This is a genomic window from Ruegeria sp. N8 (genome assembly GCF_056531325.1).
Map to the genome: position 1 here is coordinate 32,648 of NZ_JBQFLQ010000015.1, position 21,930 is coordinate 54,577.

General features: G+C 53.3%; 22 protein-coding genes. 16 read left to right on the forward strand and 6 right to left on the reverse strand.

The features are described from left to right. Positions 1–2: 2 nt before the first annotated feature. The 5 genes from ACR0C5_RS18605 to ACR0C5_RS18625 are packed head-to-tail and all read right to left on the reverse strand — an operon-like array spanning position 3 to position 5,401. Positions 3–569, reverse strand: coding sequence for a histidine phosphatase family protein (locus ACR0C5_RS18605; RefSeq protein WP_480878362.1), 567 nt, complete (start codon positions 567–569; stop codon positions 3–5). Then, on the reverse strand, positions 570–1,640 hold the full coding sequence (locus ACR0C5_RS18610; protein ID WP_170787716.1) for an ABC transporter ATP-binding protein: 1,071 nt from the start codon (positions 1,638–1,640) through the stop codon (positions 570–572). It lies immediately after the preceding gene. Further along, the gene (locus ACR0C5_RS18615; RefSeq protein WP_170774141.1) at positions 1,637–3,853 is read right to left on the reverse strand and encodes an ABC transporter permease; all 2,217 of its coding nucleotides are present in this window, start codon (positions 3,851–3,853) and stop codon (positions 1,637–1,639) included. Before ACR0C5_RS18615 ends, ACR0C5_RS18610 begins: the two co-directional genes overlap by 4 nt. Beyond that, a complete protein-coding gene (locus ACR0C5_RS18620) occupies positions 3,854–4,879 on the reverse strand; it encodes an ABC transporter substrate-binding protein (protein ID WP_170774139.1) in 1,026 nt (341 codons plus the stop codon). A 57-nt stretch (positions 4,880–4,936) separates the two neighbouring features. Continuing rightward, positions 4,937–5,401, reverse strand: a complete 465-nt coding sequence (locus ACR0C5_RS18625) for an NUDIX hydrolase (protein WP_480878365.1) — start codon at positions 5,399–5,401, stop codon at positions 4,937–4,939. A 244-nt stretch (positions 5,402–5,645) separates the two neighbouring features. On the opposite strand from ACR0C5_RS18625, the gene ACR0C5_RS18630 reads away from it, so the two are divergent. The 13 genes from ACR0C5_RS18630 (at position 5,646) to ACR0C5_RS18690 (ending at position 18,227) form a co-directional block, all read left to right on the forward strand. Beyond that, the gene (locus tag ACR0C5_RS18630; protein WP_170375211.1) at positions 5,646–6,455 is read left to right on the forward strand and encodes a DeoR/GlpR family DNA-binding transcription regulator; all 810 of its coding nucleotides are present in this window, start codon (positions 5,646–5,648) and stop codon (positions 6,453–6,455) included. 58 nt (positions 6,456–6,513) lie between these two features. After that, positions 6,514–7,488 (forward strand): phosphate/phosphite/phosphonate ABC transporter substrate-binding protein, encoded by a 975-nt coding sequence (phnD, locus tag ACR0C5_RS18635; RefSeq protein ID WP_170353304.1) that lies wholly within the window; start codon positions 6,514–6,516, stop codon positions 7,486–7,488. Between the two features lie 60 nt (positions 7,489–7,548). Then, complete coding sequence (gene phnC, locus ACR0C5_RS18640; protein ID WP_170353305.1) at positions 7,549–8,343, forward strand: phosphonate ABC transporter ATP-binding protein; 795 nt, start codon at positions 7,549–7,551, stop codon at positions 8,341–8,343. Continuing rightward, positions 8,340–9,155 (forward strand): phosphonate ABC transporter, permease protein PhnE, encoded by an 816-nt coding sequence (gene phnE / locus ACR0C5_RS18645; RefSeq protein ID WP_170375209.1) that lies wholly within the window; start codon positions 8,340–8,342, stop codon positions 9,153–9,155. Before phnC ends, phnE (ACR0C5_RS18645) begins: the two co-directional genes overlap by 4 nt. Further along, positions 9,155–9,970 carry a phosphonate ABC transporter, permease protein PhnE gene (phnE, locus tag ACR0C5_RS18650; RefSeq protein ID WP_170327399.1) on the forward strand — a complete coding sequence of 272 codons (816 nt, stop codon included), beginning with the start codon at positions 9,155–9,157 and terminating at the stop codon, positions 9,968–9,970. The genes phnE (ACR0C5_RS18645) and phnE (ACR0C5_RS18650) overlap by 1 nt, the downstream gene beginning before the upstream one ends. Then, complete coding sequence (locus tag ACR0C5_RS18655; protein WP_237215996.1) at positions 9,967–10,872, forward strand: HAD-IIA family hydrolase; 906 nt, start codon at positions 9,967–9,969, stop codon at positions 10,870–10,872. The genes phnE (ACR0C5_RS18650) and ACR0C5_RS18655 overlap by 4 nt, the downstream gene beginning before the upstream one ends. Before the next feature lie 374 nt (positions 10,873–11,246). Beyond that, positions 11,247–11,879, forward strand: coding sequence for a tyrosine-type recombinase/integrase (locus ACR0C5_RS18660; RefSeq protein WP_480878369.1), 633 nt, complete (start codon positions 11,247–11,249; stop codon positions 11,877–11,879). A gap of 313 nt (positions 11,880–12,192) precedes the next feature. After that, positions 12,193–13,320 carry a guanitoxin biosynthesis MBL fold metallo-hydrolase GntH gene (gntH, locus tag ACR0C5_RS18665; protein WP_480552440.1) on the forward strand — a complete coding sequence of 376 codons (1,128 nt, stop codon included), beginning with the start codon at positions 12,193–12,195 and terminating at the stop codon, positions 13,318–13,320. A gap of 399 nt (positions 13,321–13,719) precedes the next feature. Then, positions 13,720–14,853 (forward strand): ABC transporter substrate-binding protein, encoded by a 1,134-nt coding sequence (locus tag ACR0C5_RS18670; RefSeq protein ID WP_170774081.1) that lies wholly within the window; start codon positions 13,720–13,722, stop codon positions 14,851–14,853. A 50-nt stretch (positions 14,854–14,903) separates the two neighbouring features. Next, positions 14,904–15,824, forward strand: coding sequence for a branched-chain amino acid ABC transporter permease (locus ACR0C5_RS18675; RefSeq protein WP_480878371.1), 921 nt, complete (start codon positions 14,904–14,906; stop codon positions 15,822–15,824). Then, entirely contained in the window at positions 15,821–16,798 is a 978-nt protein-coding gene (locus tag ACR0C5_RS18680; protein WP_480552439.1) for a branched-chain amino acid ABC transporter permease, read from the forward strand. The genes ACR0C5_RS18675 and ACR0C5_RS18680 overlap by 4 nt, the downstream gene beginning before the upstream one ends. Beyond that, on the forward strand, positions 16,795–17,544 hold the full coding sequence (locus tag ACR0C5_RS18685) for an ABC transporter ATP-binding protein (RefSeq protein WP_170787782.1): 750 nt from the start codon (positions 16,795–16,797) through the stop codon (positions 17,542–17,544). The genes ACR0C5_RS18680 and ACR0C5_RS18685 overlap by 4 nt, the downstream gene beginning before the upstream one ends. Further along, positions 17,541–18,227 (forward strand): ABC transporter ATP-binding protein, encoded by a 687-nt coding sequence (locus tag ACR0C5_RS18690; RefSeq protein WP_170774073.1) that lies wholly within the window; start codon positions 17,541–17,543, stop codon positions 18,225–18,227. Before ACR0C5_RS18685 ends, ACR0C5_RS18690 begins: the two co-directional genes overlap by 4 nt. Positions 18,228–18,576: 349 nt before the next feature. Here ACR0C5_RS18690 and ACR0C5_RS18695 read toward each other — a convergent pair whose 3' ends face one another. Continuing rightward, on the reverse strand, positions 18,577–19,158 hold the full coding sequence (locus ACR0C5_RS18695) for a TetR/AcrR family transcriptional regulator (protein ID WP_170774072.1): 582 nt from the start codon (positions 19,156–19,158) through the stop codon (positions 18,577–18,579). Between the two features lie 111 nt (positions 19,159–19,269). Between ACR0C5_RS18695 and ACR0C5_RS18700 the strand changes: the two genes are divergently transcribed. The 3 genes from ACR0C5_RS18700 (at position 19,270) to ACR0C5_RS18710 (ending at position 21,856) form a co-directional block, all read left to right on the forward strand. Continuing rightward, a complete protein-coding gene (locus ACR0C5_RS18700) occupies positions 19,270–19,860 on the forward strand; it encodes a YceI family protein (protein ID WP_170774070.1) in 591 nt (196 codons plus the stop codon). 62 nt (positions 19,861–19,922) lie between these two features. Beyond that, positions 19,923–20,465 carry a luciferase domain-containing protein gene (locus ACR0C5_RS18705; protein WP_237216004.1) on the forward strand — a complete coding sequence of 181 codons (543 nt, stop codon included), beginning with the start codon at positions 19,923–19,925 and terminating at the stop codon, positions 20,463–20,465. Positions 20,466–20,941: 476 nt separating this feature from the next. Next, complete coding sequence (locus ACR0C5_RS18710; protein ID WP_480878375.1) at positions 20,942–21,856, forward strand: alpha/beta fold hydrolase; 915 nt, start codon at positions 20,942–20,944, stop codon at positions 21,854–21,856. The last annotated feature ends 74 nt before the right edge of the window (positions 21,857–21,930 follow it).

The following is a 21,930-nucleotide window of genomic DNA, read 5'->3' on the forward strand; positions in this document are numbered from 1 at the left end:
TCCTACGTCAAAGAGACCCAACATGAATCAGGCTTGAGCGTAGCTAAATCTGCCTGCCAGAAATGGCCTTGTGAGGGTTGGTCGTGCTTGCGGTCTATCGAACAATTCGAGAGTGCGCACCAAAGCAATGTGCCCACTGCTCCGTGCGTTACAATTGCAAGATCCCCGGCATTATGCGACCGGATAATCTTAGTGACTGTCCGAAGAATGCGTATCTGTGCTTCGATCGCTGGTTCCCAACCGCGATAGCTACTTTCCGGCTGAGCAAAGAAAGCATCGGCCGCGGCTTCGAAATCTTTCAGCGGCAAGTAACCGGTTGCGCTGCGGTCATTCTCACCAAGATCCAAGTTGCATTTCACTGATAGCTTTCGTAGTGCAGCAAGAATCTCGCCTGTTTCACGGGCCTTCCGCTCGTCGCTGGTCCATATCTGAGTGACGGCGGACAAGATTCCACTGGATGCAAATTCAGTAGCCCGCTTGCGGCCCACAGCATTCAAGCCCCACTCAGTTATCGGGACGGCCGGATCGATAGAGACCTCGGGGTGAGTGATGATAATGAGTTTCGGCATTTAATCCGGCAGAAGAACGGGCCCTTTGTCAGCAAAACCCATTTTGATTTCGGCGCCGGGATCAAGCGGCGCATCGACGTCGTCATGTACGGCAAAAACCTGACCGAATGTACCGATCAGCGTATATTCCATTCGAACGCCAACATAGGTCGCCTTCGCCACCTTGGCTGTTATGCCTTGGTCTGAGCCGATAACCAAACGCGAGGGCCGCACTGCAATGGTTGCGTTTCCTTCGGACAAACCGCGACGTGGCAGCGTATGTCGGTAGCCTTCTATTTCTATCGTTGCCACGTCGCCATTGATATCGACGATTTGGCAATCCAATAGGTTTGCCTCACCTATGAAATCGGCGACAAAACGATCGTTCGGGGCATCGTAAAGCTGGCGTGGTGTGCCCATTTGGGCGATCGCTGCGTTGCGCATGACGACAATCTCATCAGAGACTGCCAGTGCCTCCTCCTGATCGTGGGTCACGTAAACAACTGTCAAACCAAGATCTTGCTGGATTGCCCGAATATCCTCTCGCACCTGACGGCGAAGCTTGGCATCGAGATTGGACAACGGCTCGTCGAACAACAGAACCTGAGGCTCAAGAACCAGCGCGCGGGCGACGGCAACACGCTGTTGTTGGCCCCCTGACAGTTCCGAGGGAAGACGGTTGTCGAACCCCTGCAGGCCAACCAGTTCCAATCCATGCATAGCGCGGCTGCGGGCTTCGTCCTTTGCAAAGCCTGAGAATGTGAGGCCATACATCACGTTTTCCAGCACGCTCATGTGAGGGAAAAGCGCGTATGACTGGAAAACCATGGATACGTCGCGGTCGGTGGCAGGCAAGTTGGTCACGTCCTGATCACCAATTAGGATCTTGCCCGAGCTTGCCATTTCCAACCCGGCAATCATGCGCAGAGTCGTTGTTTTCCCACAGCCTGACGGACCAAGCAGTGTGACGAGTTTTCCTGCATCGACATGCAGGTTGATGTTGTCGACGGCGACGACGTCTTTACCGAATACTTTCGACACGTTCTCAAAGCGCACCGGGGCGGCCTTGGAACCGATTTTGGCGTCGGTCATCGCGATGCCTCCGTTCCGTGTTGCGTGCGTCGACCAATCTGGACCCGGCCAACGAGTAGTTGCAGTAAACCGACCGCCGCGAGCATCACAAAAATCAGCGTCGTCGAATAGGCGATCGCAAGGCCATAGTCATTATTCTCGACCCGACCGATAATGTAGCTGGTCGCCATGTCATATTCTGCGCTGACCAGAAAGATGACAGCCGAGATCGCGGTCATGGCACGGACAAAACTGTAAACAAGCGCAGCAAGTATCGCAGGGCGCAATAGCGGCAGGATGACGTTTCGGAACGTCTGCCACGAGTTTGCACCAAGGGTCAGCGACGATTCATCAAGGCTGCGGTCAAGCTGCGACATGCTCGCGATCCCCGCACGAACGCCAACCGGCATATTACGGAAGATAAAGCTGACAACGAGAATGACACCAGTACCCGTGATTTCAATTGGCGGAACGTTGAAGGCTAGGATGTAGCTGACGCCTATCACTGTTCCGGGGATAGCGAAGGATAACATTGTTCCAAATTCGAAAGCGTTCTTGCCTGCAAAACTTTGCCTGGTCAGCAGATAAGCGGTCACCAGACCTACGGCGGCAGTCAATGGGGCAGCAATGGCCGCGATCGTTATGGTGGTCCAGAAACTGTCCCAAGCGGCTCCGGTCCAGCGAATGCTATCTTCTTCGAAACGTGCGGAGAATGCGGTGACATAGTGTTTGATAGTCAGCGAGTTATCGACACCCCACAACTCGACGACACTGCCGTAAATGATCATCGCATAAACAACAATTGTGAACAGCGCCCAGCCCAGAGCGATGAGTAGTACCGGAACTGAAAGGCCAGTTGGCATCAGAGGATGAACGCCGGCATCCCCTTTGCCGGTGACGGTTGTGTAGCTTTTCTTCCCCAGCCAGACACGCTGCGCATAAAAGGCGGAAAGAGTAAAGAACAGCAGCACCATGGCCAGAACTGCGGCTCTGCCTTGATCGTATTGAGCGCCAACGATGGCAAAGAATATTTCGGTCGAAAGCACGTCGAAATTGCCGCCCAATACAAGCGGATTCCCGAAATCGGCCATGCTTTCGATGAAGCCCAGAAGAAATGCATTCGCAAGACCGGGCCGCATCAGGGGCAATGAAACCGTCTTGAATGTCTGCCATCTACTGGCGCGGAGGGTTTGGGCCGCTTCTTCCATCGACGGAGAGACGCCTTCAACCACACCGATCAGAACAAGAAACGCGATTGGCGTAAACGCGAGTGTCTGCGCGATCAGGATGCCTGGCATTCCATAAAGCCAGCGTGTCGGCTGGGTGCCGAGAAGCTCGGCAAAGAACCGGGTGACCGACCCAGAAAGGCCAAAAAGCAAGATCAGCGCCAGGCCGATCACGAATGGCGGAGTGATTATTGGCAGAACGGTCAGAGCCCGCAGCGCGCGTTTATGGCGAAAGCCTGAGCGCGTCACGACCAGTGCAAAGCAAAGCCCCAGGACCGTGGTGATGACGCCGACTAAGATGGCTAGGAACAGTGAATTCCAGGCGGCACCACAGCGCGCGCCATGAAAACACCCCAAACCCCACAGTCGATCATCGAAAAACTTCGAGAAGAATACCGCGATGGAGTACGCGCCTTCTTCGGTGATGAAGGCAGCGAATAGCATCTTCGCGATGGGAAAAAAGACAAAAGCGGTGACAATTGTAATAACGCCACCGATGGCGCTTACGACAAAGACGTCACCGTTAATGGCGCCCCTTGCCGCGATCCCCTGAGTAAGCAGGAACAGAAAACTTGAGGCACATATCATCGCACCGTAGCCCATTCCGAACTGACGGTCGCCGAGTTCGCCAAACATCGCCTGCAACCAATTGAAGTTGAAGCCTCTGATGCCAATGCTGAACCCCTGAGCGATCAGCCAGCCGAAGCCAAGCGCCCCTGACAGGATCAGTATTCTGGCGTAAAGTGGATCAGATTTGGGGCGCTTCAACACCAGAAGCGGCAGGGCGAGTGCGATCAGGAGCGGAGCGAGCCATAGTTTTTCACCCTGTCCAATCAGAAACGCAGCGGGGGCATAATCCTCATCGAATGGGTAGCCGTCCAAAAGCCACTCGAACGACCAAAGGCCACCGTCGACCATATACCAAGGCAACAGGCAGAATCCGACCCACCCGGCCGTGATCCAGAAGATCAGGACCGGATGGGTCGTTTTTGAAGTCCGGTCAGTCATTTACTGCGGCAGAGTCGAAACCTCTTCGTCCCATTTCTGCAACAGACGCTTCCGTTCGTCTGACGAACCATACTTTTTGAAGTCATAGTCAATCAGCTTGATCTGACTCATGTCTGGCGCGCTATCCGAAGTTTCCGCGCTCTTATTCGAAGGTACCTGAAACGCGTTGACCTGAAGAGCAAGGTTCTGGGCCTCGGGTGACAGTGCCCAGTCATAGAACTTTTTCGCTTCTTCTTCGTTGCGGGCTCCTTCAATAATCGACATCGAGCCAATTTCGTATCCTGTGCCCTCGCACGGTGCGACGACCTTAATCGGGAATCCTGAAACGGCCTGCTTCACAGCGTCATGCATGAAGACTATACCAATGGTGTTCTCACCACGACCGGCGGCCTTGATCGGCGCAGAACCAGACTTGGTATATTGGTTGATGTTCGAATGCAGACCTTTCATGAACTCAAAGCCTTCATCTTCGCCAAAGATCTGCACCATCGACGCAAGCGTGGTATAGGCCGTACCTGATGAGTTCGGGTTCGCCATCTGAACGTGGCCCTTGTATTCGGGCTTCAGCAGGTCTTTCCAGCAGGCTGGTTCGGGTAGGTTATTGGCAGCGATGAGATCGGCATTATAGCCATAACCGAGAGCGCCTGAATAGATGCCGATCGTCTTGTTGCCCGCGCTTTCTGCTTGGGATATCGCCCAATCGTGAAGCTGGTCGCGCACTGGCGACATGTATTCCATCGTCAAGCCTTCTTCGGCGGCCTGCAAATGCGGATCACCGGTACCGCCCCACCAAACGTCTCCTTTCGGGTTCGAGCTTTCGGCGCGGATTTGTGCAAAAGTTTCACCTGATGACTTCCGGGTCATGTTGACGTCGATGCCCGTCGCGTCTTCAAAGCTTCGCGCCATGAGTTGGCACCAATCTTCTTGCGCCGAACAATAGAGTGTCAGCTTATCGGCCTGTGCCGCCGACAGTGACGCAGCCAGCGCAATCACCGATCCAACCGCAGTGGATGTCAATTTCCTCATTTTTTCCTCCCTTTGAGCTTAGTGCGTCCGGGTTTCCCGGTTCTTTCATGCCCTTCCTCATGCAGCCTTTCGAGGTTTCTTTATGACAATTTTGACTTCTGGATCGTCCGCTAGATTATGCAGCAAATCTGACAGGTCTCTTTCTTGAACTAACTTTGCGGCCTTTGCCGGTGAGAACCAATGACGCGTTCGTTCACCTTCTTCCTTCCAGCGTCGCTTCAACTTTTCGACGACCAGAGGATAAAGGGTAACGCGGCAGCGAACGCTGTTTCGCCCCTTGTATCGTTTATCATAGAAAAAATGACCGATCGGCCGTTTCGATATGGTGCCGACTGCGCCTGCTTCTTCTTGAGCTTCTATTTCTGCGGCATGCCAAGGTTTTTTGCCGTCCATTAGCCATCCTTTTGGGATAACCCACCGGCCGGTATCCCGCGAAGTGACCATAAGAACGCGCAATTTGCCAGTCTTATCCCAGCGCATCGGAAGCGCCGCAATCTGATCTGCCGTTTCGCTGTCGCCCATGCCACCCCTCAATGCCACACGATCAAGAACCAAAAGGAAGCTGTCTGATTGGCAGGTTGGCCGGTTAACGCTTTGCCTTGGCTCGTATTCTGAATTTGATCAACCTGTGCATCTTCGCTTTGCGCTTTGAAATACTTGTGTTCGCTCGAATTCTCACAACCTTCCGAGGGTTATGCAACAAAAAATATTGCAATATGACCGAAAGCCCACAAAAGTAGCTTTCGAAGCCTAGTCGGGTCGTCGGATGTCCAAAACAAAAACGCGCGGCAAAATGTCTGAAAAGAACCAGAGCCGGGTAAAGAAATCCGACCGGCGCCAACAGATATTGTTGGAGCTGAAGCTGCGCCCGCACGTTCGCATCAACGAACTGGCACAGCGGTTCAACGTCTCCAACGAGACGGTACGTAGAGATTTCGATGCTCTATCGAATGACGGCTTGATAGCGCGGGCACACGGGGGGGCCTCAGCCGCAGCGCAAGGGCACTATCCGGGTTTGGATGAACGAACGAACGCTCAGGTTGAAGAACGCGAACGGATAGGTGCCATTGCGGCAGAACTGATCCAGAGCGGCGAAACCGTCATGATCGATTCCGGCTCGACCACAATCGAAATGGCACGTGCACTGGCTTATATTGGTACCCCTTGCACGGTAATCACCAATTCCATTCCTGTAGCTATGACCCTTGGCCATGGGGCTGCGCAAGTCCTGTTATGCCCGGGGGAATACTTGGCAACTGAGTCTGCAACTATCGGAACCGAGACGCTGGAATTTCTGTCCCGTTTCAACGTCGACAGGTGCATGATCGGTTCCTCTGGGTTCTCGACGGATGGTCCTTCAGAAACAGTGCGGGGTTTTGCGGCAGTAAAGAGGGTGATGCTGATGCGTGCCGAGAAACGGCACCTTCTTGTTGATTCCGGGAAATTCGGCCGGAAAGGCTTGTCTCAAGTAGGAGGCCTTAACGACTTGGATTCCATAGTCACCGACAAAAAACCGACAGGAGAATTGCGTAACGCTATTGAGGGCGCCGAGGTCGACGTTCTCGTCGCCGGGTAGACATAAAATGATTGATTAACAGCGGACAAAAAGCACCGCACATGACTGGGAGGAAAACATGAAGATCGATATCAAACTATTGCTTGGGGCATCTGCAATCGCACTCATGTCGATGAGTGGAATAGCGTCGGCGCAGGATTGTCCACGCGGTGACTTGGACGAGCGTTTTTGTGATGCCGACGGGGATTTGATCGCGGATATCCCTGCAGATCCTTCCGAGCAAATAGATCCAGACACCTTGATCTTTGCTTACACGCCGGTTGAAGATCCCGCCGTATACAAAACTGCGTGGTCAGACTTTCTCGACCATTTGAAAGCAGAAACGGGCAAGGACGTTGTCTTTTTTCCAGTCCAGAACAACGCAGCTCAGATCGAGGCGATGCGCTCAGGGCGCCTGCATATTGCGGGATTCAACACCGGCTCCAACCCACTTGCGGTAAACTGCGCAGGGTTCCGTCCATTCACAATAATGGCTTCGAAGGACGGTAATTTTGGTTACGAGATGGAAATCATCACCTATCCGGGTTCGGGCATCGAAAAGGTTGAAGACATCAAGGGAAAGCAACTGGCTTTTACATCCCCCACATCGAACTCGGGATTCAAAGCGCCTTCCGCGATCCTGAAAAGCGACTTTGATCTTCTGCCCGAACGCGATTTTGAGCCTGTCTATTCGGGCAAGCACGACAACTCGATCCTAGGTGTTGCCAACAAAGACTACTTAGCGGCCTCAATTGCGAACTCGGTTAAATCGCGGATGATCTCTCGTGACGTGATCAATGAGGATGATGTCATTACGATTTATAAGTCGCAGACTTTCCCGACCACTGGGTTTGGCACCGTCTACAACCTGACACCCGAGCTGCAGGAAAAGATCCGCAATGCCTTCTTCAATTTCGATTGGGAGGGGACGACACTTGAGGCTGAGTTCTCAAAATCAAACGAAGGCCAATTCCTGGAGATGACTTATCAGGAATTCTGGGACGTCATTCGTAAAATCGACGCAGCAAATGGCGTTTCCTACGCCTGCCAATAACCTTTCACTAATCCGGCGGGCCTGAATGGGCCCGCCGTTCACCCTAATCTGGGGCATTTCATGCTGCGTCTTCAGAAGCTAACGAAAACATACAAGACCGGGGATCAGGCGCTGAAGGCAATCGATCTTGAGGTTCCAAAAGGACAGGTTCTTGCGTTGATTGGGCCCTCGGGCGCGGGCAAATCGACGATGATCCGCTGTGTCAACCGGTTGGTTGAACCTACAAGCGGCGGTGTCCTTTTGGATGATGTGGACCTGACCAAACTCGGATCGGGGGCATTACGGAAGGCACGCCGCGAAATGGGCATGATCTTTCAGGAATATGCCTTGGTCGAACGCCTGACAGTGATGGAAAATGTATTGTCCGGCAGGTTGGGCTATGTGGGGTTCTGGCGCAGCTTTCTACGGCGCTATCCTCAGTCGGATGTGGACGAAGCCTTCCGGCTACTCGATCGGGTGGGGCTGTTGCACATGGCGGATAAACGGGCGGACGAACTCTCTGGCGGTCAGCGCCAAAGGGTCGGCATCTGCCGGGCACTGATACAGAACCCAAAGCTGCTGTTGGTCGATGAACCAACTGCATCGCTGGACCCAAAGACCAGCCGTCAAATTATGCGTCTCATCACCGAGTTATGTCAGGAACGCGGATTGGCAGCCATTATCAATATCCATGACGTGGCGCTCGCTCAGATGTTTGTTCCCCGTGTCGTAGGACTCCGATTCGGCGAAATTGTGTATGATGGGCTTCCTACAGGCCTTACCCCTGAGAAGCTGACCGAGATTTATGGGGAAGAAGACTGGGAAGCAACCATCGAAAAAGTTGACGAAGATGACGATGTCGAGGCTGCAGAATGAGCCATCGAGAGTTAGACGACATGCTGGGAAAAGGCTGGCGTAAGCCTGCCTTTGTCAAAAATCCATTACTCCGCTGGGCATTGCTCCTTGGCTTTTTCGCCTACCTGATCGCGGCGTTCATGACCATCGAAGTTGATTGGGGTCGTGTCTATGAAGGGTTGGATCGGGGTTGGGCGTTTGTGCTTGCGTTCACCAGCCCAGACTTCATTTCACGGTGGACCGATATTTGGAGCGGCCTTCTGGAAAGTATCGTGATGACCGTGGCCGCGTCGGTCGTGGGCATCCTGATTTCGATCCCGATTGGGTTGGGGGCTGCCCGCAATATCGCGCCATTGCCAATCTACATGATTTGCCGAGGCATTGTCGCGATAAGTCGGGCATTGCAAGAGATTATCGTTGCCATTTTGCTTGTGGCTATCTTTGGCTTTGGCCCGCTGGCCGGATTTCTGACGCTTTCTTTCGCCACAATCGGATTTCTCTCAAAACTTCTGGCCGAAGATATCGAAGCCATGGACAAGGTTCAGGCCGAGGCGATTAAGGCCTCTGGAGCGCGTTGGCCACAATGGATCAACTATGGAGTTCAGCCCCAGGTTATGCCGCGACTTGTGGGCCTTTCCATGTATCGGATCGACATCAATTTCAGAGAAAGCGCGATCCTCGGGCTCGTGGGGGCTGGTGGAATTGGTGCAACTTTGAACACCGCATTCGACCGCTATGAATACGACACTGCGGCAGCCATTCTCATTCTTATCATCGGCATCGTGATGGCACTTGAATACCTTTCGGGAATTATTCGAGCGAGGGTTCAGTAATGCCGATACTTGAACGCGACGATGCGCAAATCTGGCGTCGCCGGACAACGGGTCAGAGCTTGGTCCGTTGGTTCGGTTGGTTGCTGGGCGTGGCAATCTTTGTTTACTGCTGGCAGCTGATCTCGGAATCGACGACTTGGTTTTTCGTCTGGGATGCGCCCCGCATCGCCAACGATATTTGGACCCGTGCAACGCCTCCTAAATGGGATTACATCACCCAGTTAGGTCGCCCGATTTGGGACACGCTAAACATTGCTACCTTGGGGACCATAATTGCACTGTGCATGGCAGTGCCAGTTGCCTTTTTGGCGGCCCGCAACACCACACCATCGGCCTTGTTCATCCGTCCGATTGCCTTGTTGGTCATTGTCTCGACCCGCTCTATAAACTCGTTGATCTGGGCGCTTCTTTTGATCGCGATTATTGGTCCCGGCGTATTTGCTGGTGTCATAGCAATCGCCATTCGTTCAATCGGGTTTTGCGCAAAACTTCTTTACGAAGCGATCGAGGAAATTGATCACACGCAGGTCGAAGCAATCACGGCAACCGGTGCTTCACGCTGGCAGGTCATGGCCTATGGGATCGTACCGCAAATCCTACCCGCTTTCGCGGGCATTGCCGTCTTCCGTTGGGATATCAACATCCGCGAATCCACGGTGCTCGGGCTGGTTGGAGCCGGGGGTATCGGGTTGCAATTGTCGGCCTCGCTCAACGTACTGGCTTGGCCGCAAGTTAGTCTGATCCTGATTGTAATTCTGGTCGCGGTTATGATCAGCGAATGGGTTTCGGCGAAAGTAAGAGGGGCCATCATTTGACCGGTTTCTCTGCGCAAGAGGCTTTTGACGCCTACGAGGCTGTAAGACATCGCCTTCCGCAACCCAGATCAACTGAAGTGAGCTATCGTCAGGCGGACACGCTAGAGGACATAGCTCACGAGTTTGACGTGTTCCTCCTCGATGCCTTCGGGGTTCTCAATATTGGTGATACGGCAATCCCAGAAACACCAGATCGGGTCAGGTCGCTGACAGCCGCCGGCAAACGTGTTCTGGTCGTATCGAATGCTGCAGGGTTTCCCCACACAACTCTTATGGAGAAATACTATGGGCTTGGCTACAACTTCGCGCCACAAGACGTGATCACCAGTCGGGCCACGTTGTTGTCTGAGCTAAACGGCCAAAATGAGTTGCATTGGGGATTGATGGCAACTCCAAGTGCCGGCCTTCGCGATCTGGAGGAGTTGAAGCTATCCTACCTGGAGGATGACCCGAAGCCCTACGAAACCGTCGACGGATTTTTGATGATTGGGTCAGCTGTTTGGAATGAAGCGCGACAAGCCATGTTAGAGGCCGCTTTGCTGCAACGTCCCCGCCCGGTATTGGTCGGCAATCCTGACATTGTCGCTCCGCGCGAGTATGGTTTCTCCAAAGAACCCGGTCTTTACGCGCACCGGCTAGCAGACCGGACAGGCGTCACCCCTCAGTTCTTTGGAAAACCTTTCGCCAACATCTATAATCTTGCATTCAATCGTCTGGGGCACATCGACAAGTCCCGGGTTCTGATGGTTGGCGACAGCCTGCACACCGACATTCTAGGTGCACGAAATGCAGGCATAGCTTCCGCGCTCATCTCTGGATTCGGTTTCTTCGCAGGGCATGATGTTGAAGCAGCGATCATGAAGGCAGGGATAGTGCCAAGCTTTGTTGTAAACCGACCTTGATATTAGGGCGTTCCGCTTGGACACGTCTTTCTGTTAACTCGAACGTCTGGTGAATCAGCGTTGCGCAGATCCCGACCATGTGAACGAAGCTCCGCGTGTGAACGGCAGCTTTGGAAAACCCTCCGCAACAATTTAACTCTAAACTCATGTCCGGCTTGGGCCGCATTCCGAACTATGCAAAGCCCGCTTTCTGCGCATAGCCGTCGTCGGTTGATCGCGCCGCATCGTTCACTGAGGGCTCGAAACGGTCATACGCTGCGCTGCTCACGAACGTCGGGTAAGCTGATGACACCTGCCATTTTGCTCCTTGATAGAGTCAGTTGGTCGACATGGTGTCGGTGCCTGGAGAGGGAGGGAAGGATGGAGGACAATCGATGTCCATTATTCAACTTCCTGCCATCACACCGAAGCGCCCGCCGTGGAACAAAGGTCGCCTTATAGGCCAGAAACGCCCGCTTCTCGCGAAGCAGGTCTGGGCCATCCGCGCCCGGCTTGAACTCTCGGACAATCTCAGGGATTTGGCACTCTTTAATCTTGCGATCGATAGCAAGCTGCGAGGCTGCGATCTCGTTCGATTGAACGTAGCCGATCTTGTTACTGGTGATCGTGTCCGCGAACGCGTGACAGTTGTCCAGAGCAAAACAAAACGGCCGGTCCAATTCGAGGTCTCGGAAAATACCCGCCAGTCCGTCTGGACCTGGATATGTCGCCCGGAGATGCTTGGACGCACTTTCCTTTTCCCAAGCCGCTTCCACGAAAGGCCGCATATATCGACACGACAGTACGCGCGTCTGGTCCTCGATTGGGTGTCGGCGATTGGTTTGGAGCCGAGCGGTTACGGCACGCATTCGCTGAGACGCACAAAAGCGGCACTGATCTACCGGAAAACAGGCAATCTACGCGCGGTGCAGCTTTTTCTTGGCCACACCAAGGTTGACAGCACAGTTCGATATCTTGGCGTTGAATTAGAAGACGCGCTGAGTATCGCAGAAAAGATCGACGTGTGAAGATTGAGCGGGCGGCAAGAGTCGCCCGCTTTTCGTGACTGGCGATTGTCGCATGAGTGTTGACCATCCACTGGGCTTCTGAGCCGAGACGAGCGTCACCATCGTTGTCGATTGAGTTGAAGCTCCCGCCCGGATCGCCGGGCTCAGGTCAGTAGCTGGGGCGTCATCACTCCCATGTGACTGCTTGTGCGAAGTAAGCAGTCACTCCTGTAAAGTACGGCGAACGTCCTCTTCGAGCCCAAAGCAGACGCCCGATTTTGGACTGAAGCAATTTGGTTGTATCATAGAATGCATCAGAAAATCGGGGAAGACTGTGCGCTTAGGATTGTTGCTGCCATTGAGTTTTGTATTTGCGTCGATTTGCTGCGGCGCAGCTTCAGCTGGTTCATCCGGAGAGAGAAAGTTCTATTATCCGAACACAGAGCCGCTCGGTGAAGCAGAGATGCGAGTTATCTCGCTGGGAACTGGAACACCTAATTTTCGACATTCCCAAGCGTCAGCGTCGTGGTTGGTTGAACTTGGCAATGGCGACAAGTTCCTATTCGATGTCGGAACCGGTTCGTTAGCCAATTTGGCCGCATTGGAAATCCCATACACTTATCTCGACAAAGTGTTCATTAGCCACCTGCACGTAGATCATATTGGAGACCTCGATGCACTTTTTGTGGGCGGCTGGGTGTCAAACCGAACGGTTCCACTACGGGTTTGGGGGCCAAGTGGCTTAGAGCCAGAATACGGGACCGCAACAGCCATGGATGGCCTCCAGAAAATGTTGGCTTGGGACGTGGCAGGACGGCGCGGGAATATGCCGTCGGCAGGTGGACACCTGTCGGTGACTGAGTTCGACTATTCTCAGACACAAGTAGTTTATGAAAGCGATGGTGTTGTTATTCGATCTTGGCCCGCGATTCACGGCATAGACGGTTCAGTTTCCTACAGCTTGGAGTGGAAAGGACTTAAATTCGTCTATTCTGGTGACACCAACCCGAACAAGTGGTTCGTGGAAAACGCTAAAGAAGCTGATCTTGTCATTCACGAATGCTACTTAACGATCCAACAATTCATCGATATCAAAAACTACGACCCTGAACGCGCCAGACTAGTGGCAACGGTGGTTCACACGCCACCAAACGCGTGCGGAAAACTATTCTCGATGATCGAGCCGCGGCACGCGATTGCCTACCATACATTTGCCGATTTCGATATTGCTCCTGACACAATTGCAGCAATCCGAAAGACCTATGACGGACCGCTCACTTTGGCTCGGGACATGCTCGTTTGGAATGTTTCGGAAGATGCCGTAGGTGTTCGAGAGATCGTTGGATCAGACAATCCATTGCCTGTTGACCCTCCAACTCCTGCGGGCCCACCTGACCCCAGCGAAAGGACAGAGTTGTCAGATTGGCTTAATGCAGGTCGCCTAGATCTTAGCGGAGACTAGTCCGCACTGCGCTACAGTGAATTTAGCGGCTGCTTTGTCCGCAAGGCAGACATTTAGTTGCGTTCAAGGAACATCTGCATCAAGCTGGCGGGATACTTTTTGACTGTAAAAGTTGTCTCCGTGTGGCTACGCGGAAATTTAGTAAACAGCAACTTACGATCAAGGATCATGGGCTCCAATTTAGCTGCCGCCTCGCAATACGGCCCCAAAATCTGCGAATCTAGGTACTGAAAACCAATTTAAAAGTTAGAGATTCAATGCTTGCACTGGACATTGCCTTTCTGAACAGGAAAGCATCTCAATAAATACTGTTTGCGAAAGCGGTCCTCGCTGTTGCAACTTCAAACACGGCCGGGCAAATGCATCCGGTGTCAGTAGAAAACAACATGGGGGGAACTTATGACGTATAAATCGATTGCCATTGCCGCATCCATCGGGATGCTGGCCACAGGCGCATTCGCTGAGACCAAGATCGGTATGATTACTACTCTGTCTGGTGGCGGAGCCGGCTTGGGGATCGATGTGCGCGACGGTTTCATGCTGGGCATCAAGCAATCCGGGCGGGATGACATCGAAGTTGTCATCGAAGATGATCAGCGAAAACCCGATGTCGCCGTGCAGCTTGCTGACAAGATGATCCAATCCGAGAAAGTGGATATCCTGACGGGCATTATCTGGTCGAACCTCGCAATGGCGGTTGTTCCAGCGGCAACGGCCCAAGGTAAGTTCTATTTGTCGCCGAACGCGGGACCGTCGGCGCTGGCCGGTCAGGGCTGTCATGAAAATTACTTCAACGTCGCCTGGCAGAACGACAACCTGCACGAAGCAGCCGGCGCCTATGCCAATACAGCAGGGTACGGCAACAGCTTCATCCTCGCCCCGAACTATCCGGCAGGTAAGGACGCATTGACTGGGTACAAGCGGTTCTTCCAAGGCAATCTTGCCGGTGAGATTTATACCGAGCTTGGCCAAACGGATTATGCGGCCGAGATTGCTCAAATCCGTGCGTCTGGCGCAGACAGTGTCTTTTTCTTCCTTCCCGGTGGAATGGGGATTTCGTTTCTCAAGCAATACGCGGACAGCGGGGTTGATCTGCCCGTGGTGGGTCCGGCGTTTTCGTTTGATCAGGGCATTCTTCAAGCCGTCGGGCCCGCAGCACTTGGGATTGTTAATACCAGCCAATGGAACAAGGATATCAACAATCCAACAAATTCCGCATTCGTAGAAAGCTTTGTAGCCGAGTACGGGCGGCTTCCGTCTCTCTACGCAAGCCAGGGCTTTGACACGGCGCAGTTGATTGTTTCGGCGCTGGGATCGGCTGATGTCTCTGATCAAGACGCGTTCCGCGATGCATTGCGCGCCGCCGAGTTTGACAGCACGCGAGGCGACTTCGCATTTGGTCCAAACCACCATCCGATTCAGACTATCTATGCGCGCGAAGTCATTCAGGAAGGTGATGTATTCACCAACCGGATCATTGGTGTGGCGTTGGATAACCACTCGGACGCCTACGCGGCAGACTGTAAAATGTAATCGGAGGGCCGCGCCCAACTCCAGAGCGGCGGCCCGTTTTTGCTCGAACCGTGACTTTAATCCTTATTGCCGAGCAGATTCTGAATGGAATACAGTTCGGTTTCATGCTCTTTCTCATGGCAGCCGGCTTGACGCTGATCTTCGGCGTGATGGGCCTGATTAATCTTGCGCACGGATCGCTCTACATGGTCGGTGCTTTTGCGGCTGCGGCGGCCGCTGCGGCGACGGGGTCTTTCCTAGTGGCTGTTGCAGCCGCCATTGCTGCGGCGGCTATGGCCGGGGTCATCGTCGAATTGGCAGTCATTCGTCGGCTCTATGCCCGCGATCATCTCGAGCAAGTGCTTGCGACTTTTGCGCTGATACTGATTTTCTCCGAGGGTACGCGATGGATCTTCGGTTCATTCCCGCTGTTTCTCGATATTCCGAGCTATCTGTCCGGTCCCGTTTCATTGCCAGGCGGCATTCAGTATCCGCTATATCGCCTCGTACTCATCCTTGTAGGGCTTTTGGTGGCGGTTGGACTGTGGCTTTTCATCTCACGGACCCGCATTGGCATTCAGATTCGTGCCGGAGAAAATGACCGCGAAATGATTGCAGCACTCGGCGTTGATATTGGCAGCTTGTACACGTTTGTCTTCGCGCTCGGAGCGGCGCTCGCCGGATTAGCGGGCGCACTTGTAGGTGCCATCCAATCGGTCCAGATCGGAATGGGAGAGCCGATCCTGATCCTTGCTTTCGTCGTCATAGTGATCGGGGGCATCGGGTCCATTCGGGGGGCGCTTATCGGCAGTTTGCTGGTTGGACTGACCGATACCCTGGGCGGCATCTTCCTGCCAGAACTGTTCAAACTGCTCGTGGCGCCGGATGTTGCGACGTCGACTGGGTCGGCATTGGCTTCGATGTCAATTTACGTTCTTATGGCTGGCGTGCTGATCTGGAGACCCACCGGGTTGTTCGGGGCGCGCGCATGATCTCGGAAAAAGCACTAAACGCCATTCTCATGAGCCTGCTTTTTTGCGTGCCGCTTTGGGCTTGGGTCTCGGACGAACCCTTCACAATTACATTGGCGACCCGCGCGGTCATCTTCGCTCTGGCTGCGGTTGGTCTCAATGTCGCGCTTGGGCTAGGAGGACTCGTGAGCCTCGGACACGCGGTCTTCTTTGGGATTGGCGGCTATGCGATGGGTATTCTGGCGTTTCACGCGCAGACGTATTCGCCATTGATGGAATGGCCGTTCACGATTTCTGGAACCAAGCTCATGCCTGTGATCTGGTTGATGGCAATACTGTTTTCAGGTGCTGCCGCCTTTATTATAGGGCTTCTGTCGCTTCGAACTACCGGCGTTTATTTCATCATGATCACTCTGGCCTTCGGGCAGATGTTTTTTTTCTTCGCAATCAGCTGGCCCGCCTATGGCGGAGAAGACGGCCTTTCTATCTACATTCGAAATTCGTTCCCGGGGATGAACACGCTTGATCCCATTCAGTTCTTCGGAATCTGTTTTGCAATTCTGAGCCTAGTCCTTTGGCTAAACGTTCGGCTCGTAAAATCGCCCTTTGGGCTTGCGTTAAACGCTGCGCGGCAAAGTTCCGAGCGGGTGGAGGCCGTCGGGCTTGATCCGTTTCGGCTGAGACTCATCGCATTGGTGATTTCTGGCATGATCTGTGGGTTGGCGGGGGCGCTTTTTGCCGATCTTAATCGCTTCGTCAGTCCGACGATGTTCAGCTGGCAGATGTCGGGTGAACTGATCGTTTTCATAGTCCTCGGAGGGCTGGGCCGGACGTTTGGGCCGGTCGCGGGCGCGACTCTGTTCGTCGTACTCGAGCATGCGCTTGGAGGCATTGGCGAATACTTCCTATTCTTTCTTGGTTTGCTTTTGTTGGTGGTCGTCCTTTTCGCCCGCGGCGGCCTTTACGGCGTCATAACGGGAAGGGCCGACCGATGATGCGGCCCGTGTTGCAAGTTGAAGGTCTCACTCGACGCTTTGGCGCCCTGATTGCAAACGACGACGTGACGTTGGACCTGAGGCCCCGAGAAGTTCACGCCGTGATCGGCCCGAACGGGGCTGGTAAATCAACACTCATTGCTCAGATCTGCGGCGGCCTGAAGTCTGACGCGGGCTCGATTCGCCTTCTGGGCCAGGATATCACGCACGAGACTACGAAAAACCGGGCAAGGCTGGGGCTCGGACGCACCTTCCAGATTTCCTCTCTTGCGTCAGAGGACACCGTTTTGCAGAATGCCATGCTGGGCGCGCTTGGGGCCAAAAGCCGACCCTGGCAATTCTTCCTACCCGTTCTTGGCGACAAAAACCTGCGCGATCACGCAGAGAATGCTTTGCGTCGCGTGGACCTGATCGACTTTGCAGACAAGCGAACAGGTGAACTCAGCCATGGTCAGCGCCGCCAACTGGAAGTCGCAGTTGCGCTGACCCTTGAACCAAAGGTGTTCATACTGGACGAGCCAATGGCCGGTTTAAGCGCGGAAGGCACGCAGCTACTCACGGACCTGCTGCGCGACTTGCGAAATCAGGCCCCAATACTGCTTGTGGAACATGACATGGATGTCGTCTTCAAATTGGCTGACCGAATTACGGTTCTTGATTACGGGCGTGTGATTGCCACCGGTTCAGTCGAAGATATTCGCAAAAATCCAATAGTTCAGCGCGCTTATCTTGGAGAGAACCTATGAGCCTTCTTTCCATCTCCGGCCTAGTCGCAAGCTATGGCAAAAGCCAAGCCCTCTTTGGCGTTGATCTGACGATCGAAGCGGGCCAAGTCGTCGCTCTTATGGGGCGTAATGGCATGGGCAAGACAACCACCGTACGCGCTATTTGCAGAATGATCGGAAGCAAAGGCTCTATGGTTTTTGCCGGCACCGACATTCGCAGACTGGCGAGCCACCAAGTGGCAAGGTTGGGCATCGGCCTTGTCCCCGAAGGCCGACGCGCATTTCGCGATCTGACGGTGCGTGAGAATCTCATAGCTGTGTCCCGGCCTGGCCATTGGGATATAGACAAGGTCGTTGCGCTTTTCCCGCGTCTCAGCGAACGCGCCGACCAGCTTGCGGGCTCATTGTCAGGCGGGGAGCAGCAAATGCTGGTCATCGGGCGCGCGTTAGTTACCAATCCGCGCTTGCTCATTTTGGATGAGGCAACTGAGGGGCTTGCGCCAAACATCAGGCGTGAAATCTGGGTGACCGTGGAGCAATTAAAACGTGAATCTGGTCTTTCAATTCTGGTAATCGACAAATCGCTTAGCGAATTGCGAGCGGTCTGTGATCGAGCGACAATCCTTGAACGAGGCAGATCGATCTGGTCAGGCGCAATGGGCGATCTGGATAGTGAAGTCAGCCATCGGCATCTCGGCGTCTAGTTGGTACAAATACCCAAGCCTTGATGGCTAACACGCGGCCACCAAATCATTTTTGATGGCTCGACGCGAAATCAGAACAGTTGTCAAAAAGCGAACCGCATTACTTTCGTCGGGATGAGATGGCTGCTTTGTCCGCAGAGCGGTCATTGCTGCACCGTGCATCACTGTCGACAGTGCGCAGAATGCTGACTTTTTAAACTTCGGCGGACCATCATAGCAATCGTTTACCGAGACCTTTTGGAGCAACCGCTACTAGGAACCGGCTGGACAGGCTATTGATAATAACTTGCTGTCCTGTCGAAATCTCGCGCCAGTTGCAGGTCGCTTTGATTTCAAAGTCAGGCGATGGTCACTGTCCCGAATTGGTTTTCGCGATACTGCAAAGCAGATCGACATGTTTGTCCAACCATTCTTCGTTCAGCGCCTCGTGACGTATGAGCTTGCGGAAATAAGGTACTGCGACAGCTAGTTCTAAAAGCTGTTCAACCGGAACATCTGCGGCAATCTCACCTCGGTCTATTGCGGCTGCAAATACTGCTTCAACACTTGCGAACCTGTCTTTCATGAATTCAGTGATCACCAACCGCGCTTCTGCATCGGTGGACGCAGCAGCGACTACCTGAGGTGCAATTTGACCCCATGGTGTGTCATTCAAGGCTCCCATCAGTACGCTGAGTAACCAACGCAGGTCAGATCGCAGCGGGCCATCGGTTTTGGGCGGTATGTTCGGTGGTGTTGCGATGCGCCGGAATGCTGCATCACGCAGACTACGCGCATCTGGCCAGTGCCTGTAAAGTGTACTGCGCGAAATGCCCGTTGCCTTTGAAACTGCGCCATGAGTTACGTGCAGCACGCCTTCATCCATAAGTATCTTTTGCGCCGCATCAAGCGCCGCCTGTCGTGTGGCGATCAGCCTAGGATCTTCTTTCAATCACCTCTCCTATAGAACATTTTGTTGCATAGTAGAACTATTTGCTCTAAAAGCTTGGTCGGTCAAAACCTAAATCCCACAAACACGTCTTGTCAAAACGGGAGCGTATCAATGTTCAAAGTGGCAGCAACCCCGCTGGCGGTACTCTTATCGATGGGCGCGACAAACGCATTGTCCGAGAGTGGCACCTATGAGCTGGATCCTGGACATAGCCAGGTATTGTTCAGCTACGACCACATCGGTTTTTCAGAAACATTTGGAATGTTCTCAGGTTTTAGCGGTGAGATAGAGTTCAACGAAGATGATCCGTCATCATCATCTGTCTTAGTGTCTATGCCTGTAAAATCCATGATCACGGGCTGGGATGCCCGTTTGCAACACTTCATGTCCGATGACTTTTTTAGCGCGACTGACGGTGACGTAGTCACATTCGCCTCGACCAGCATTGAAGTCACCGGGGACAATACCGCGAATATTTCTGGCGACCTGACCATGAATGGCATCACCAAACCTGTTGTTTTGGAAACAACGCTTAACAAGTCAGCTCCATACCCGTTTGGCCCAAAAGAGGGCACGCCGACCCTAGGCCTGGCAGCCACGGCGACCATCGTGCGGTCTGAATTCGGACTTGGGGCATTTGCGCCAGCGGTGAGCGACGAGATAGAGCTCTTGATCAATATCGAAGCGTTAAAGGCTGAATGATGTGTGCAAGGGCACCGATACTGCGCTGAACGCTCATTCCTTGATTTTGGCGGATGGTCAACATGATGAATGAAATCCTGAGAGCATTGGCGGTTGCTGCAACGGCGGTGGCATTGACGTGCCCGTTGGCATCCGCACAAGAGCGCCCCTTGCCGGAGCGCACCTCACCCCGTCCTGAAACGACAAGCGGCGTACCGCATACTCAGATTGGTGTCGAAATTGATACCGACTTGGCCAAGCTATTGCTGGAGCGTGTTGCGCAACTCCCAGGGGTCACACTTGGCCCGACACGCATATCGCTACCCGGCGCGATTGGTTTTCAGCTTGATCCCGACATGCTGCTGTCTCAACCGAACTCTATCGTGGGTGGGTTTGAGTTTGCGCATATGCATCCTGATGGCAGCTTGCACGCGTCTCTGCATCCGGCAATCGCGCGACGGGCAATTGAGGCCGGCTGGGCCGTAGCTCACCCTTGGGCCAGGCAACGTCCTGGGTGGGGTGGCTTTGTCATGATATATACACCGACCACACCAGAAGAGTTGGATGTCGTCATCGATCTGGTAGAAAGCTCGTACACCTTCATCACCGGCAACACCTTGGGCTAAGCTCGAATTGCGCGAAAGTGTGCGGGGACGCCTGCTTCCTGTCAGAGAGCAGTTTCAGCCACCTAGTTTCTCGCAGTCATTTTTTTAAATAGTCGCCGTGGCGAAGCGCTCGATACCTTCAAGCCATTCACACTAATGGTAGCTGCCGTCCGCTTGTTAGATTTTGCAAAGCTCAGAGTCGAAGTTCCGCTTCGGGCTGCCGTCGGTCACAGATGAGAAGAACTACGGACTGACACCTTTAGAATTGATATTTCGAAGTGAACCTTAGTTAGCATCGCGAAATGCGTTAATCATTCACCTTAATTCTAGGTTTCGCCAGCCAGTAAGACATTTTGCTCGGCTGTGTGTTTCAACGCAAGTTTGGGAACTTGCAGGCTTAGCAAAATGTCCAGGCACAAGTTTTGGTCACAAAAATCTATTCGTCTGTTAATTTTGGTTCAGAGGAATTGGTTTAGCTATAAGGATCACATCGACTGATGAAGCGGAAAATTGCTGCGATCCTAAGCCTCGATGTCGTCGATTATACCAAGCGCATGTCAGAGGATGCTGAGACCACGCTGAACACTCTACAACGCATTTTGGACGATGTGATCAGACCATTGGTCCATGAAAACAAAGGACGAATATTCAAGCTGATGGGAGATGGTGCTTTGGTTGAGTTTGTTGCAGCCACAGATGCAATTAATGCTGCCAGCCAGATTTTCAATCAGATGAGAGATGAAGACGTAACACTTCGAGGAGGTCTCCACGTTGGTGACGTAATGCCAAATGGCACAGACTTGTTCGGAGAGGCCGTGAATGTTGCGTCGCGCCTTCAGTCCAGCGCGCATATTGGAAGTTGTCTCATCAGCAAGACAGCTGCTGAAGTTGCGGGAACTTCGCTGGCGGTTGCTTTGCGACCAGAAAGCTCGATACGGTTGAAGGGAATTCCAAATCCAGTGGAAGCCTACTCTATTGATTTAGATGGTGACAAAAGACGCGCAAAGAACAAGCTGCTGGCTAGCTCTCAAGACGTCCGCTTTGCAAAATCAAAAGACGGTACAACGCTTGCCTGGACATCCACTGGAAGTGGTAGAAAGTTGCTGGTCACACCAAACTGGCTTAGGCATCTGGAATACGATTGGACGATGAACACCATCGCCGGGTGGTTGCCGCTGCTTTCTGAAAATCACTGCCTTTATCGGTTTGATGGTAGAAACAATGGCTTGTCCCAGAGGGGCGTGCAGGATGTGTCTTTGAATCGGATCGTCGAAGATGTTGAGGCCGTACTGGACGCAGCAGGGATCGAAAAAGTTTCATTGTTTGGCGTTTCTTTTGGGGCAACCATTGCCGCGGCTTTTGCCGCAAATAATCCTGACCGTGTTTCGGGGTTGGTGTCCGTCATCGAATGATTTGGAACACGAGCGTTTGATTGGCTTAGGAGGATCAGGCTCGCCGTAGTTTCAATCTACGCCGCGTTCTGATG

Coding starts and splice junctions, on each gene's coding strand:
- ACR0C5_RS18605 (WP_480878362.1), bottom strand. CDS start 569: ATGCCGAAACTCATTATCATCACTCACCCCGAGGTCTCTATCGATCCG.
- ACR0C5_RS18610 (WP_170787716.1), bottom strand. CDS start 1,640: ATGACCGACGCCAAAATCGGTTCCAAGGCCGCCCCGGTGCGCTTTGAG.
- ACR0C5_RS18615 (WP_170774141.1), bottom strand. CDS start 3,853: ATGACTGACCGGACTTCAAAAACGACCCATCCGGTCCTGATCTTCTGG.
- ACR0C5_RS18620 (WP_170774139.1), bottom strand. CDS start 4,879: ATGAGGAAATTGACATCCACTGCGGTTGGATCGGTGATTGCGCTGGCT.
- ACR0C5_RS18625 (WP_480878365.1), bottom strand. CDS start 5,401: ATGGGCGACAGCGAAACGGCAGATCAGATTGCGGCGCTTCCGATGCGC.
- ACR0C5_RS18630 (WP_170375211.1), top strand. CDS start 5,646: ATGTCCAAAACAAAAACGCGCGGCAAAATGTCTGAAAAGAACCAGAGC.
- phnD (WP_170353304.1), top strand. CDS start 6,514: ATGAAGATCGATATCAAACTATTGCTTGGGGCATCTGCAATCGCACTC.
- phnC (WP_170353305.1), top strand. CDS start 7,549: ATGCTGCGTCTTCAGAAGCTAACGAAAACATACAAGACCGGGGATCAG.
- phnE (WP_170375209.1), top strand. CDS start 8,340: ATGAGCCATCGAGAGTTAGACGACATGCTGGGAAAAGGCTGGCGTAAG.
- phnE (WP_170327399.1), top strand. CDS start 9,155: ATGCCGATACTTGAACGCGACGATGCGCAAATCTGGCGTCGCCGGACA.
- ACR0C5_RS18660 (WP_480878369.1), top strand. CDS start 11,247: ATGTCCATTATTCAACTTCCTGCCATCACACCGAAGCGCCCGCCGTGG.
- ACR0C5_RS18670 (WP_170774081.1), top strand. CDS start 13,720: ATGACGTATAAATCGATTGCCATTGCCGCATCCATCGGGATGCTGGCC.
- ACR0C5_RS18680 (WP_480552439.1), top strand. CDS start 15,821: ATGATCTCGGAAAAAGCACTAAACGCCATTCTCATGAGCCTGCTTTTT.
- ACR0C5_RS18685 (WP_170787782.1), top strand. CDS start 16,795: ATGATGCGGCCCGTGTTGCAAGTTGAAGGTCTCACTCGACGCTTTGGC.
- ACR0C5_RS18690 (WP_170774073.1), top strand. CDS start 17,541: ATGAGCCTTCTTTCCATCTCCGGCCTAGTCGCAAGCTATGGCAAAAGC.
- ACR0C5_RS18700 (WP_170774070.1), top strand. CDS start 19,270: ATGTTCAAAGTGGCAGCAACCCCGCTGGCGGTACTCTTATCGATGGGC.
- ACR0C5_RS18705 (WP_237216004.1), top strand. CDS start 19,923: ATGATGAATGAAATCCTGAGAGCATTGGCGGTTGCTGCAACGGCGGTG.
- ACR0C5_RS18710 (WP_480878375.1), top strand. CDS start 20,942: ATGAAGCGGAAAATTGCTGCGATCCTAAGCCTCGATGTCGTCGATTAT.